This is a genomic window from Sphingobium indicum B90A (assembly GCF_000264945.2).
Classification (GTDB): Bacteria; Pseudomonadota; Alphaproteobacteria; order Sphingomonadales; family Sphingomonadaceae; genus Sphingobium; species Sphingobium indicum.
Window position 1 is genome coordinate 1,472,217 of sequence record NZ_CP013070.1, and the last position, 13,621, is coordinate 1,485,837.

Annotated in this window: 11 protein-coding genes; 2 read left to right on the plus strand and 9 right to left on the minus strand. The window is 67.3% G+C overall.

Annotation, left to right across the window (positions count from 1 at the left end; all coding sequences use genetic code 11):
- Nucleotides 1-11 precede the first annotated feature (11 nt).
- Both SIDU_RS07140 and SIDU_RS07145 read right to left on the minus strand, forming a co-directional pair.
- On the minus strand, nt 12-830 hold the full coding sequence (locus SIDU_RS07140) for an arginyltransferase (protein ID WP_007688465.1): 819 nt from the start codon (nt 828-830) through the stop codon (nt 12-14).
- Between the two features lie 322 nt (nt 831-1,152).
- The gene (locus SIDU_RS07145) at nt 1,153-2,400 is read right to left on the minus strand and encodes a threonine ammonia-lyase (protein WP_007688463.1); all 1,248 of its coding nucleotides are present in this window, start codon (nt 2,398-2,400) and stop codon (nt 1,153-1,155) included.
- Nucleotides 2,401-2,498: 98 nt separating this feature from the next.
- Between SIDU_RS07145 and SIDU_RS07150 the strand changes: the two genes are divergently transcribed.
- Together SIDU_RS07150 and SIDU_RS07155 are read left to right on the plus strand one after the other, a co-directional pair.
- Nucleotides 2,499-3,368 carry an NAD(P)-dependent oxidoreductase gene (locus tag SIDU_RS07150; RefSeq protein WP_007688461.1) on the plus strand — a complete coding sequence of 290 codons (870 nt, stop codon included), beginning with the start codon at nt 2,499-2,501 and terminating at the stop codon, nt 3,366-3,368.
- A 53-nt stretch (nt 3,369-3,421) separates the two neighbouring features.
- Nucleotides 3,422-5,164, plus strand: a complete 1,743-nt coding sequence (locus SIDU_RS07155) for an amidohydrolase (protein WP_007688459.1) — start codon at nt 3,422-3,424, stop codon at nt 5,162-5,164.
- A gap of 37 nt (nt 5,165-5,201) precedes the next feature.
- Here the strand turns inward: SIDU_RS07155 and SIDU_RS07160 are convergent, their stop codons facing one another.
- The 7 genes from SIDU_RS07160 to SIDU_RS07190 all read right to left on the minus strand — a co-directional run bounded on the left by SIDU_RS07160 (nt 5,202) and on the right by SIDU_RS07190 (nt 13,525).
- Nucleotides 5,202-6,941, minus strand: a complete 1,740-nt coding sequence (locus SIDU_RS07160; RefSeq protein ID WP_007688457.1) for a hypothetical protein — start codon at nt 6,939-6,941, stop codon at nt 5,202-5,204.
- Nucleotides 6,941-7,693 (minus strand): FkbM family methyltransferase, encoded by a 753-nt coding sequence (locus tag SIDU_RS07165; protein ID WP_037511390.1) that lies wholly within the window; start codon nt 7,691-7,693, stop codon nt 6,941-6,943. The genes SIDU_RS07160 and SIDU_RS07165 overlap by 1 nt, the downstream gene beginning before the upstream one ends.
- The gene (locus tag SIDU_RS07170) at nt 7,690-8,829 is read right to left on the minus strand and encodes a glycosyltransferase family 4 protein (protein ID WP_007687021.1); all 1,140 of its coding nucleotides are present in this window, start codon (nt 8,827-8,829) and stop codon (nt 7,690-7,692) included. The genes SIDU_RS07165 and SIDU_RS07170 overlap by 4 nt, the downstream gene beginning before the upstream one ends.
- On the minus strand, nt 8,826-10,178 hold the full coding sequence (locus SIDU_RS07175) for a hypothetical protein (RefSeq protein ID WP_233431894.1): 1,353 nt from the start codon (nt 10,176-10,178) through the stop codon (nt 8,826-8,828). Before SIDU_RS07175 ends, SIDU_RS07170 begins: the two co-directional genes overlap by 4 nt.
- A 2-nt stretch (nt 10,179-10,180) precedes the next feature.
- Nucleotides 10,181-10,933, minus strand: coding sequence for a class I SAM-dependent methyltransferase (locus SIDU_RS07180; protein WP_007687017.1), 753 nt, complete (start codon nt 10,931-10,933; stop codon nt 10,181-10,183).
- Between the two features lie 109 nt (nt 10,934-11,042).
- Nucleotides 11,043-12,176, minus strand: a complete 1,134-nt coding sequence (locus SIDU_RS07185) for a glycosyltransferase (protein ID WP_007687015.1) — start codon at nt 12,174-12,176, stop codon at nt 11,043-11,045.
- Nucleotides 12,176-13,525, minus strand: coding sequence for a sugar transferase (locus tag SIDU_RS07190; protein ID WP_025772092.1), 1,350 nt, complete (start codon nt 13,523-13,525; stop codon nt 12,176-12,178). Before SIDU_RS07190 ends, SIDU_RS07185 begins: the two co-directional genes overlap by 1 nt.
- Nucleotides 13,526-13,621 lie beyond the last annotated feature (96 nt).

Below are 13,621 nucleotides of genomic sequence, written 5' to 3' on the forward strand. Positions count from 1 at the left end.
GCCATCGAGTTTTATTTCCGGAAGATCGCCGCCAGTTCGCGGGGCAAGGCCGGATCGTCGCGGCTTTCCGCCTGCCGCGCCGCCTGCGCCTGCTCCTGCGGGTCGAACCGCGCCCAACCGTTGCGGCTCAGCCGTTCGAGCGGCCGATAGCGGATCTTGTACTGCATCCGCTGCGATCCCTCGACCCAATAGCCGAGATAGACATAAGGCAGCCCCGCCTTCGCCGCGCGCAGGATGTGGTCCATGATGATGAAGTTGCCCAGCCCCTTGCGATGCTCCAGCTCCGTATCGAAGAAGCTGTAGATCATCGACAGGCCATCGCCCTGCCGGTCGGTCAGGCAGGCGCCGATCAGCCTGCCGGGGCGGCCATCCTCGCCCGGCTCGCGATATTCGACGACATGGCTTTCCACCGGGGTCTGTTCGACCATGTCGGCAAAGTCCATCTCGTCCATTTCGGTCATGCCGCCGCCGGGATGCCGGGCGCGCAGATAGCGCTGGAGCAGCGCGAACTGCTCCTCCGTCGACCAGGGCTTGCAGGCGGTGATGACCAGGTCTTCATTCTTGCGCAGCAATTTGCGCTGGGTCGCATTGGGTTCGAACTCGCCCGCGACGACGCGCACCGAAACACAGGCCGAACAGTCCGCGCAGCTAGGGCGATAGGCGACATTCTGGCTGCGGCGGAAACCGATGCGGCCAAGGGCGTCGTTCAGTTCGGACGCGTTGTCGCCGCTGAGTTCGGTAAACACCTTCCGCTCGCTCTTGCCGGGCAGATAGGGGCAGGGGCTGGGATTAGTGACGAAAAAGCGCGGAAAGCGGAAAGGCGCACTCACGACCGCATCTCCCCCACAGCGCTGCCCGACCCCTGATTCATGAGTCGACTATGCCGTTCGCGAGCGGCTGTGAAAAGTTTATTTACCACGAAAATTGGTTAAGCGGCAGAGAAGAGACTGGAGGTTTGCGCGATAGGCGGGAAATGGCCAGTCCAGGACATTCCCCTCCCGCAGGCGGGAGGGGCTAGGGGTGGGCGCGAGCGCAGCGAGCTTCTGACCCAACCGTTGCGAATCAACGCAGATGTCGCGCCAGCCCACCCCCTAGCCCCCTCCCGCCTGCGGGAGGGGGAATGACGGCTTTCCACCCTTCGCCGCAAATCCGCTAAGCCACCTCGATCGGCGCGACCTCATATCCCACTTGACGCAGCGCCGCGATCAGCCGTTCCAGATGGGCGCCGTCCCGGGTCTCGCATTCCACGTCGAGGCTCAGGCCCTTGGCCGGCAGATTGGTGAAGATCCGCTGGTGCGACAGTTCCAGGATGTTGACCGCTTCCTGGTCGAAGATGCGCGCCACATGGAACAGCGCGCCCGGCCGGTCCTGAAGGATGATGCGCAGCCGCGCCAGCCGGCCCGATCGCGCCAGGTCGCGCAGCAGCACATTGGCCAGCAGCCGCGTATCGATATTGCCGCCCGTCAGGATCAGCCCCACGCTGCGCCCGGCGAACAGCTCCTTGTGCGTCAGCAGCGCGGCCAGGCCGGCGGCGCCCGCCCCCTCCACCACGGTCTTTTCGATCTGGAGCAACAGGCTGACCGCTTCCTCCAGATGGCGCTCGCTGACCAGCAGCACGTCGTCCGCCAGCCGCTCGACGAAGCGGCGGGTGAGTTCGCCCGGCTCCTTGACGGCAATGCCCTCCGCCAGCGTGTCGCCGTCGCAGGGCAGGTTCGCGCCCTTGATATAGTCGTACATCGACGGATAAAGCTCCGCCTGCACGCCATAGACCTTGATGTCGGGCTTCATCGCCTTGGCCGCCGTCGCCATGCCCGAAAACAGGCCGCCGCCGCCGATGGGCACGATCAGCGTGTCGATCTCCGGCGCGTCCTCCAGCATCTCCAGCGCGACCGTCCCCTGCCCGGCCATGATGTCCGGCTCGTCGAAGGGGTGGACGAAGGTCAGGCCCTGCTGCACCTCCAGTTCGCGGGCATGGGCATAGGCGTCGTCGAACTTCTCGCCGAACTGGACGACGGTCGCGCCATGGCCCTGCGTCTGGGTGACCTTCACCGTGGGCGTGGTGTTGGGCATGACGATGGTGACGGGCACGCCCAGCCGCCTGCCGTGATAGGCAAGGCCCTGCGCATGATTGCCGGCAGACGCGGCGATCACGCCCTTCCCCTTCGCCTCCTCGTCCAACTGGAGCAATCGGTTGAGCGCCCCGCGCTCCTTGTAGGCGGCGGTGAACTGGAGATTCTCGAACTTCAGATACACCTTGCAGCCGAACATGGCCGACAGCGTCTGGCTGACCAGCGTCGGCGTATGCACGACGGAACCCGAAATTCGCACCCGCGCCGCCAGTATGTCGTCGACGGAAATGGGCAGCGGCACGGCGCTCTCTATCTTGCTCAGCGTGTTCATGGCGCGCCACCTAGCTTAAAATTGCGGCGGAAGGAACTGGCACTGACGGAAAACTCTGCCTATGGCTTGCGGGGCGCGCATCCAACTGATCGAGGCATATGGCTAAAATCGCGTTTATCGGCCTGGGCGTCATGGGCGGCCCGATTGCGGGGCATCTGGCGAAGGCGGGGCATGAACTGACCGTCTACAACCGTTCCATCGGCAAGGCGAAGCGCTGGGCGGAGGCCTATGGCGGCGCGGTCGCGATCAACCCGGCCAAGGCGGCCGAGGATGCGGAGATCGTCATCAGTTGCGTCGGCACCGACGACGATCTGAGCCAGATCACCCTGGGCCGCGACGGCGCCTTCCGCTCGATGAAGCCGGGCGGCCTCTTCATTGATCATACCACGGTATCGGCGCGGATCGCGCGGCAATTGTTCGTGGAGGGCGAAAGCCGAGGGCTGCACTGCGTCGACGCGCCGGTGACGGGCGGTCAGGCCGGGGCGGAAAAGGCCAGCCTGGCGGTCATGTGCGGGGGCAGCGAACCGGCGGTCGCGGCGGCCCGGATCGTGATGCAGGCCTATGCGCCGCGCATCGTCCATGTCGGGAAGGCGGGCGCGGGCCAGACCGCCAAGATGGTGAACCAGATCTGCATCGCGGGCGTCGTGCAGGGCCTGGCCGAAGCGCTGCGCTTCGCGCAGGCGGCGGAACTGGACCTGGACAAGCTGTTCGACGCGATTTCGGGCGGCGCGGCGCAAAGCTGGCAGATGGACAAGCACTGGAAGACGATGGCGGCGGACAGTTTCGATTTCGGCTTCGCGGTGGATTGGATGCGCAAGGACCTGGGGCTGGCGCTGGAGGAGGCGCGGGCCAATGGCGCGACCCTGCCGGTGACGGCGCTGATCGACCAATTCTATGCCGATGTGCAGGCGATGGGCGGCCACCGGCAGGACACCAGCGCGCTCGTCCGGCGGATCACGCGGGCATGAACAAGGCCGGCATGACCAGCAGCGCCGTTCGCCCTGGGCCTGGCCCAGCGACAATGCGCCCCTGCGGCAAGCTGCGCGGGAACGGCCGCGCCATCGCCCTTGCCACCCTCGCCACCGCCCTTGCCCTGGCGCTTCCCGTCCCCGCGCTCGCGTCGGGCATCATCGACAATGTGAACGGCATCGCGCTGGACGCCGACGGCCGGCTGGTGCGTTTCCGGGCGCTCACCATCGACGATGAGGGCAAGGTGGAAAGGCTGCTGCCCGACCGCTACCGGGAACCGGAGCAGCCGCGCCCCCGCAAGCGGAAGCGGAACGAACCGGAACAGGCCCAGCCCAAGCGCCCCGACTTCAAGCTGGACGCGGGCGGCAGGACGCTTATCCCCGGCCTGATCGACGCCCATGGGCATGTGATGGGCTATGGCCTGTCGCTGATCACGCTGGACCTGTCGGACACCAAATCGCTGGCGGAGGCGCAGGCGAAGATCCGGGCCTATGCCGCCGCCAATACGGGCCGCAAATGGATCATCGGCACGGGCTGGAACCAGGAGCTTTGGGGCCTGGGCCGCTTTCCGACGGCGGCCGAACTGGATGCCGCCGTCAGCGACGTTCCGGTCTGGCTGGAACGGGTGGACGGCCATGCGGGCTGGGCCAATTCGCTGGCGATCAAGGCGGCGGCCGTCACCGCCGCGACCAGGGCGCCCGCCGGCGGGCGGATCGAAATGGCGGCGGGGAAGCCCGCCGGCGTGTTCGTCGACAAGGCGATGGAGCTGATCACCCGCGTGGTGCCGCCCCCGGCGCCCAAGGACCGCGACATCGCGCTGGAAAAGGCGCAGCAGGCGCTGCTGCGGCAGGGCATCACCGGCATTGCCGACATGGGCACCAGCATCGACGACTGGCAGGCCTTTCGCCGGTCGGCGGATCGCGGCGCGCTGCGGGTGCGGATCATGTCCTATGCCCTTGGTCTTGAGAACATGGTGCTGATCGCCGGGCCGGAACCGACGCCCTGGCTCTATGACGATCATCTGCGCATGGGCGGGATCAAGCTGGTCCTGGACGGCGCGCTCGGATCGCGGGGGGCCTGGCTGAAGGCCGACTATGCCGATGCGCCGGGACAGCGCGGCCTGCCGATGATCCCTTCCACCCAGCTTCGCAACATCATGAGCCGGGCGGCGATGGACAATTTCCAGATCGCGGTCCACGCCATTGGCGACGCGGCCAACAGCGAAGTGCTGGACGCGGTGCAGGAACTGAGCGAAACCTACAAGGGCGACCGGCGCTGGCGCGTCGAACATGCGCAGATCGTCGACCCGGCCGAACTGCCGCGCTTCGGCCAGTTCGGCATCGTCGCCTCCATGCAGCCGGTGCACCAGACGTCCGACTGGCGCATGGCGACGGCGCGGCTGGGCGAGGCGCGGTTGAAGGGCGCCTATGCGTGGAAGGCGATGCTGGACAATCGCGTGCCGCTCGCCTTCGGGTCGGACGTGCCGGTGGAAAGCCCCAATCCCTTCTCCGGAATCGCCGCCGCCATAACGCGGGAGGATGCGTCGGGGCAACCGGCGGGCGGCTGGATGCCGGAACAGCGGGTTCGGTTGGAGGCGGCGCTGGACGCGTTCACCCGGACGGCGGCCTATGCGGCCTTCGCGGAAAAGCGCTTCGGCAGCCTGGCGCCGGGCCAACGGGCGGATTTCCTGCTGATCGACCGGGACATTTCCACCTCCAGCCCCGCCGAGATTCGGGGCACGCAAGTGCTGGAAACGTGGATCGGCGGCAAGCGGGTCTATGTGAAGGGGCAGTAGAAGCGATGCGCTCCTGCGCGGCCAAGAGCACGGCGCGTTACAGCACATCCCCCGCCGCGTTGAAGGCCTCTTCCTCCGTCTCCGGCAGGGGCGGCTGCACCGGCTTGTCGCAGCCCTCCTCCTTCATATGCGCGCGCAGCGCGTCCATGCGCCCCAGATTCCATCGCGCCAGCGGCACGCCCAGCGGCCGGAATTCGGCGCGGTCGAACAGTTCCACCACATAATTCCTGCAAAGATTGTCCACTTGCTCAAGCGTCAGCATGCCAAGGTTCATCACCATCGGCTTGCCCGGCACGCCGTTGCGCCCCCGCACCAGGTCCGTCACGTAAAGCCCGCCGCGCGGATCGACGAGGACGACGTCGGCCCGCGACGCGTCGATCATCCGGTGGCTCGCCGCATAGGGCGCGACGAAGCTGTGCGTCCGCCACACCAGGAAGGCGCTGCTGAGCAAGGTGATGGCGGTTCCCAGGAACAGGGGCCGCATGGCGCCCGTCCGGAAGCGCGCCCAGCCAAGGCCCGCCAGCAGGCAGAAAGGCCCGATGAATCCGTGCGCATAGCGATAGCCCCAGCCATAGCCCTGCGCCAGGGCAAGCGCGCATCCGGCAAAGCAGCCCAGCGCCAGCGGCAGCGCGATCTCCTGCCCCCGGATCGCCCCGCGCCAGCGCATCGCGAACACGCCCAGCGTCGCCAGAGGCACCATCAATATGTTGTTCCAGGCGGCGAAGCGGCTGAGATTGACCAGCGGCTGCCAGCGGTCCCCCAGCCGCTCGAACAGGCTGCCCACCTTGTCCGCCACGCCTGCGGAAGGGCGCACGTCGGTCGCCTGCCCCAGCGCATGGGTCAGGAAGGCGGGCCATAGCTTCGCCCAGACGATGACGACGACCGCCAGCACCAGCATGTGGAAGATCGCGACCCGCCACCGCCGTCCCAGCAGCATCCAGAGGATGAAGGGCGCGATGAAGATCGGCGGGAAATGCCATTGGTGCAGCCCCGCCGCCGCCAGCGCGACCACGCCCGCGCCCAGATGCCCGACCGCCCCGCCGCGCAGCACCAGCGCCAGCCAGACCATGTTGAGCGCGAAATGCCCCGTCATGGCATAGGGCGTCATCGCCGTGACCCATAGCTGCGCAGACGACAGCCCCAGCAGCATCGTCACCCACACCGCGTCCGGCCTGTCGGGGAACAGGTGCAGCGCCACCCGCCACAGCGCGAACAGCCCCGCCATCAGCAGCGCCGGCCCGGCCAGATTGGGGTCGCCCGCCTGCCAGAACAGCGCCTGGATCGCGCTGTTCACCGGCAGATAGGCCGCCGTCCAATAATCCGCCGCGCCGAAGGGGGAGAAGAATTCGGGCATGATCGCCCGGCGATAGGCCTCCCACTCCATCGGGATCGGGCGGGCCAGGAAACCCTCCCGCATATAGGCGGCGGCAAAGCGGGCGACCTCCTCGTCGCGGGAGATGGAATAGTCCTGGAACAGCCAGTAATGCCCCGCCCATGCCACCAGGCCGAAGAACAGCACCAGCGGCACCATCACCCGCGCGCGCGGCGGCGGCAGGCGCCAGCCCATGCCCTCCGCGAAGGGCGCGGCCAGCGTCAGCAGCAGCAATCCGCCCAGAAGCGCCGGAAAATCCTGGTCGAGGAACAGGATCACCGCCAGGCTGATGCCCTGCCTGTAGGTCACATGCCAGAGGAAAGTCGCGCCCAGCCACAGCGTCAGCCCGATCGCGCCCGCAAGGAACAGGCGGGTGGCACTGATGGGGCGCAACCGATTGAACATCAGCCTTCCCGCGGCAGCAGCGCCCGGTTGACGAAAATGCCGTCCATCTCGACCAGCAGGGGGAAATGCCCCTTGTTGTTGGCGAAGAAGGCGGAGGGGACGAAGCCATGCTCCGCCAGCCAGTCGATCATCGCGCGATAGCCGGTTCCGCCCTCATAGATCGGCCGGACGCCGAGTTCGGTCTGCACGCCCGCCATGTCGCGCAGCGCGTCGCCCGCCCCTTCGCAGACGGACAGGTCGTGCCCCTGCGTATCCATCTTCAGGAAAGGCCGGGTAAAGCCGTGGGCGCGCCTGAGGTCAGGCAACAGGCTTTCCAGCCGGCGGCATTGCATGTCGACCGTGCGCGTCACCCTGTTGCGCTCGGCGAAGATCGCGTCCTGCTCCCCCGACGGCGCCTTCAGCGAGCTGAACTGGTCGGCCGCCATGATGTTGAAGCTCGCCATGCCGTCGAAGTCGGACAGGGCCATGTTGAACACATGCCATCGGCGGTCGGACGAGGCGTTGCGTTCCAGTTCGGAAAAGATGTCCGGATTGGGCTCAAAGGACAATATCGTGCCGCCAAAGCCCGCATCGCTGCGCAGCATCGTCGCATATTGGCCCCGGTTGGCGCCGACGTCGAACACGCAATCCACCGCGAAGGCGCCCAGGAAACGGCGCAGCGCCTGGATTTCGGGATATTGATGCACCCGCCCCGCCAGCGCCAGCCGAACCGCCAGCGCCCGGTCGCGCAGTTCCCGGATATGACGGCTCATTTCCCGGTCACGCCGCGATAGATGGCGATGGTGGCCAGGGCCATGTCCTTCCAGTTGCCCATTGAATCTCCATAGGTGCGCGCGCGCGCTCCCAAAGCCTGCCTGATGGCCGCGCTTTCTACGAGGGGCAAGAGGGCTTGCGCAAGCGCGGGCGCGTTTCCCGCCGGCGTCCTGGCGGCGACCCCCTCCGGCAGGTCGGCGAACATGCCCGCGTCCGACGTGACCATGGCCTTGCCATGGTGCAGGGCCGACAGGAAAGCGCCGCTGCTGTCGATATGCCGATAGGGGAAGACTAATATGTCCGCCTTCGCCATATGCGCGTCGAGCCGTTGTTCGGTGAGGAAAGCGAGATCGGTGATCAACCGCTCGCCAAAGCCCGCGGCGCGGACGCGCTCGATCAGCGGGGCGATGTCCATGAAGGGCTTGCCCGCCAGCGCCAGTTCGAAGCGATGCCCGGCGCGCCAGAGCGACAGGCAGGCCTCCAGCAGCAGGTCGACGCCCTTATAAGGCCGGATGGTGCCGAAAAACAGCAGGCGCGGCAGGATTGCATCCGGCACCTGCGCCAAATCCTCCGCTCCGGCGGGCGCAAGCCGCATCGGCGGGTGCGGAATCACATGGATGCGCTTGGGATCGACGCCCTGCCGCTCCAGCGCTTCCCGCGTCGTCCCGCCATGGACGATCAGCGCGTCGAACATGTCGAGCAGGCCGCGATAGCCCCTGCCCTGCACCCCGGCGTCGGCATGATAGGCATCGGCATTGTGAACCGTGTGGACCAGCGCCGTCCTGCCCTTCAGCCGCCGCAGCATGATCCGGTCGGCCGGCGCGAGCGGCAGCCATTGCATATGCGCGACATCCGCCCCGGCCAGCGGGGCAAGGTCGCCCAGCACGCAGCTGAGGCCATATTCCGCCGCCTTGAGCAGGCGGAAGGCCCGCCCTTCCCCCATGCGCCGGCGCAGCGCCTCGCTCCGGCGGAAGAAGCGCGGCTCGTAGCGATAGCCCCGCGGCACGATGGCGTCGGTCGCCCGCATCGGCCGGCCGAGCAAGGCGACCTCCGCGCCCTCGCCCGCCATCGCGGCGCAGAGGCTGTCGTCATAGCGCCCGGTGAAAAGCGACGGATCGCACATGGCGACCTTCATGCGCGCTTCCCCACCAACTGGCGCAGCGAAAGTCCGTGGATGAACGCCGCGACGAACAGGGTCAGCGCGTAGAGGAACAGGAACATGAGGTCGAACCGATCCGGCGCGAATATCCGGGCCAGCGGCACGCTGAGCAGCGACCCGGCAAGGAAGGGCAAGGACCGGCGGAGCAGCAGCCTGAACCGCCCCAGCGCGCCCTGCACATAGACGGACACGCAGATCAGGGCGAGCGCCAGCAGCGCGCCGCCGATCAGCAGCAGGTCGACCCGGTCGATCGCGGCGCGGCCGTCGAACAGCTTTGCGAACAGCCACTCGCCCAGCAGCAGCAAGGCCGCCGAAGCGCCCAGCGCGAAGAATAGCGCCGCGCCGAGCGCCCGCGTCACCAACTGGCGCAGCCTTGCCCGGTCGCCGGCGTGGAAGGCGCGGGTGATCCGGGGCAAGGCCGCCTCCACCATCGCCCTCACCAGCATGGAAAGGGAACGGGACATCTTGAAGAAGAAGTCGAAGACCAGCATCGGCCGCGCATCCTGGGTCGCGGCGGCAATGGTGAAATAAGGCGCGTTATAGGCCAGGATTTCGGAAATGGTGAAGGCCGCCGAAGCGCCGATGTCCCGCAGATAATGGCGCCTGACATGGCCGCCGCCGACCCTGAAGGACAGCCAGTGCCGCGCCCGCATGCCCAGGCGCCGATGCACCAGGGCGATGGCATAGCCGATCACCGCGATGCTGACGCAAAGCTGCAAGGCGACGGACATGCGCGGGTCCAGCCCCTGCAGGATGAACAGCAGCAGCGCGATGGCCATCGCCCGGCGCAGGCAATCCAGCGCTTCCCAGAGGAAATTGCCGTCCACCGCCGCCAACGCCCTCTTGGCGAGCAGGGCGGGCAGGTTGAGACAGGCGGACAGGAAGAAAAGCAGGAAGAGAAGCGGCATGCCCGTATGCAGCCCGCCCGCCGCCAGCGCGGCCAGCAGAACAGCCAGGCCGCCGACGATCAGCAGGCCCAGGAACAGGAACAGCACGCCCATTTCCTCCAGCCGGAAGCCGCCCGCCTCGCCCTTCTCCGGCCCCGAATTTCCCGGCCCCGAATTTCCCGGCCCCGAATTCCCCAGCCAATACCGCCGCAGCCGCGCATAGATGATGCTGGTAAGCCCGAATTCGGCGGAAATCGTGAAATTGCCGAACGCCACCAGCAGCAGGAAGGACTGGAACTCGCGCAACGGCAGGACGCGCACGAAGACATAGGTGACGGCAAAGCCCCAGATCAGCGTCAGCCCGACATTGGCAAGCTTGATGAGGGCAAGGATGCGCGCCGATCCCTCCATCCGGGCAAGCGCGCTGCCGGGCGGCATGCTCACCGCGCGCCGGTCGTCAAAGGCTTGCGCGCACGGAACAGCCTGTCGTCCAGCGCATGATAATGCCGCGTATCGGCGTCGATGGCGCCGGCGTCGATCTCCTCCAGGTCGAAGCCCGCCGCCCGGATGCGGTCGGCGAAGTCAGGGCCATATTGGCGCACATGGTCCCACTGGCCGAAACGCCGCTCCCGTTCGCGGGGAGGCATGTCGAAGCTGCCGTCCTCGGTCGGCTTGTCCCATAACGGGACGATCAGCCACGCCTCGCCGCCGGGTTTCAGCGCGCGATGGATGTTGCGCAGCACGGCATGATCGTCGGGCACATGCTCCATCACATGGCTGGCGTAGAAGAGGTCGTAACGATCGCTGGCGTCGAGCGCCATCAGGTCCACGCGCCGCATGTTCGGCACAGGATAACGGCCGGGATCGAGGTCGGCCGGCGTATAGTCCGCGGCGGCGGAAAAGCGGCGCACCAGGCTGCCCTCATTGGGCGCCATGTGCAGCACCGCGCCCTGTTCCGGCACGGTCAGCACATGGCCCGCGATCAGATGGTTCATCAGCCGTTCGCGGGGGGAAGCGCCGCAGTTCGGGCAACCCCATTCGGCATTGTCGCCATAGCGGAAGAAGCCGACCACCGCCTGCCCGCAGGCCGGGCAGCCCCGGTTCGCCCGCGCGCCCAGCGCCTTGCGCGCGGCCAGCAGGGTCCGGGTCAGATGCTTGCCGGCGGCCTTCGCCACCCGCTGGAAAGTGATCACGCCTTGGCTCCAAAAAGCAGTTGGCACCGGCCTATACAATATGCCGCCGCTTTGGCGAGCGATTCCGTGGCGCCCGCCCCTTTCAGGCCGTCATCCCCGCGAAGGTGGATCAGCGCGACTTGGCCGGATTCCAGATGGTCACGGTCCGCCCCGTCATCGCCTTCGCCACGCCCTGGAGCGTCGCGAAATAGGCAAGCACGATGTCCACCACCGCCGCGAAAGGCCCGCCGCTGGACCGCAGCCCGCGCCACAGGATGAACACCCCCGTCAGCCCGCCAACCATGTAGAGCGTCGGCGAAATCCGCATCGCCAGCGTCCCCGCCGCGACGAGGCCCGTCAGGATGAATATCCCGCCGAACCAGCGCACGATCTTGCGAGAGGCATATTTGAACCGATCCAACGCCCCCATCCGCCGCAATTGCGGCCGCAAATGGCTGTGCGTGTGCCAGGCGCGGGCGGCGATGCGCACCTTGCGCCGATATTCGTCGCCGCGCCCGGCGACCAGCCGCTCGCGGGCGATCACGTCCTTCGCCTTCACCAGCCGCCTGCCCGCGAAGACCACCGCCATCGACACGGTCAGATCGTCGAGCACGCTGTCGGGAAATTCCGGATAAAGCGCCCGCCGGATGGAAAAGATCGACCCGTCCGCCCCCAGCACGTTCCCGGTGCGCGATTCCTCGTCCTTCAACCGCTCCTCGATCCGCCAGTAGAGCGACCCGACCGAGGCGGTCGCGCTTTCCCCATCGCCCATATAGTGCAGCGACCCCAGCACGCCTCCGATCTCAGGATCGGCATAGCGCGCCAGCAGATTGTCGACGGCGTCGGGGTCCAGCATGACATTGGCGTCGGTGAAGATCAGCACGTCGCCCTTGGCCCGCGCCGCCAGCAGCTTCATGCCATGCGCCTTGCCGCTGCGCCCCGGCCCGCGCAGCAGCGTCACCAGATCGCCCCGCGCCGCGATCAGCGCCGCCGTCTCGTCCGACGATCCGTCGTCGAAGGCAAGGATTTCCAGCGCCGGGCAGCGCACCTTCAACATCGCCAGATTGGCCAGCTTTTCCGGCATCGCCGCCGCCTCGTTATAGGCGCAGAACAGCAGCGATGCGGACGGCGCCAGCCCCGCGACCGGCCGTTCCGCCTTCGTCGGCAGCAGGCGCAGGATCAGCGGGTAGAAAAGAAACGGCCACGCCACCGCCACCAGCGACAGCAGCAACAGCAACGCCGCGATCAGGTCGATCCAGTCCATCAATAGGCCTTATGGTGCACCAGCACGCCGATGGTCGCGACGATGATGCGCAGGTCGCGCCAGATCGACCATTGGGTGACATATTCCAGGTCCGACTGGAGCCGGTCGATCAGATCCTGATGATGGTCGGTCGATCCGCGATGGCCGCGCACCTGCGCCAGCCCGGTCATGCCCGGCTTGATGCAATGCCGCTCCCAATAGCGCTCGTCCACTTCCCAATAGAGGCTGTCGCCGGCCTTGGCGGCAGCGGCATGGGGGCGCGGGCCGACGATGCTCATGTCGCCGCGCAGCACGTTGAAAAGCTGCGGCAGCTCATCGATGCTGGTCTTGCGCAGGAAACGGCCTACAGCCGTCACCCGGTCGTCGTCCCGCGCCGTCAGCCTGTCGGCCTTCCGGTCGCTCGCCTCCGTCCGCATGGACCGGAACTTGTAGATGCTGAACGGCCGGGCGTCGCGGCCGATGCGCGGCTGGCGGAAGATGACCGGGCCGGGGCTGGTCAGCTTCACCGCCAGGGCCGCGCCGATCAAAACCGGCGACAAGGCGATGGTCGCCGCCGTCGCCACGACGATGTCGAAGAGGCGCTTGATCAGCCGGTCGCGGAACTGGAACGGGCCGCCCGCCACGATGATCGTGGGCTGGCCGTCAAACTCGTCCACCCGTGCCGGGGCGAAGCGCAGCAGTTCGGGCACCACGATCTCGCCCCGCGCCGACAGGGACTTGAGCGCCACCGACCAGTCGTCCATCCGCTCCATCGGGCAGGCGACGATCACCCGTTCCGCCAGCCCCACGGCGGCGGCCAGGCGGGCCGCCATGTCCGCGTCATGCCCCTTGGGATGCAATCCCGCGCCGGCGGCCTCTATCACATGCATGTGCGGGCCGGCATCGATCGTGACCCCGTCCATGATGACCGCCGTCAGGTGCGGCACCTCGCCCAGCAGGTGCGCGCTCAGCCGCCCGATGGCCAGCCGCACGGCCGCCACGCCCACCGCCGAAATCCCAAGCCCGACGATGAAGGTCAGGCGCGAAAGCTGCTCCGCGATCTTGCCCAGATAGACGATCAGCAGCATCAGCATCGCCGCCTGCGCCAGCGCCATCAACGCCCGGAATATGCCGCGCCGCAGATCCTCCAGCATGTGGATGCCATAGGCGCCGCCCTGCACGCCCAGCAGGACGTAAAGCGGCGCGATCATCGCGAACATGACGATGCCGTGGGGCTTGCCCGGCTCGCCCAGCCATGCGCCCAGCACCAGGTAATTGGCGAGCAGGAAGGACAGGAACAGCGCCGCCATGTCCCCCAGCAGACACAGCAGGTACAGACGCACCCGCAATATTTCCTTGGAGACTGTCACTCGTGGACCCTGATTGGCTTTGGCGTGTCCGCTCCGTTGGCATTGCCGGAGGCGGCTTTCAAGAGTTTGAATGGAGAAGAAGCGTTCCCGCGCAGG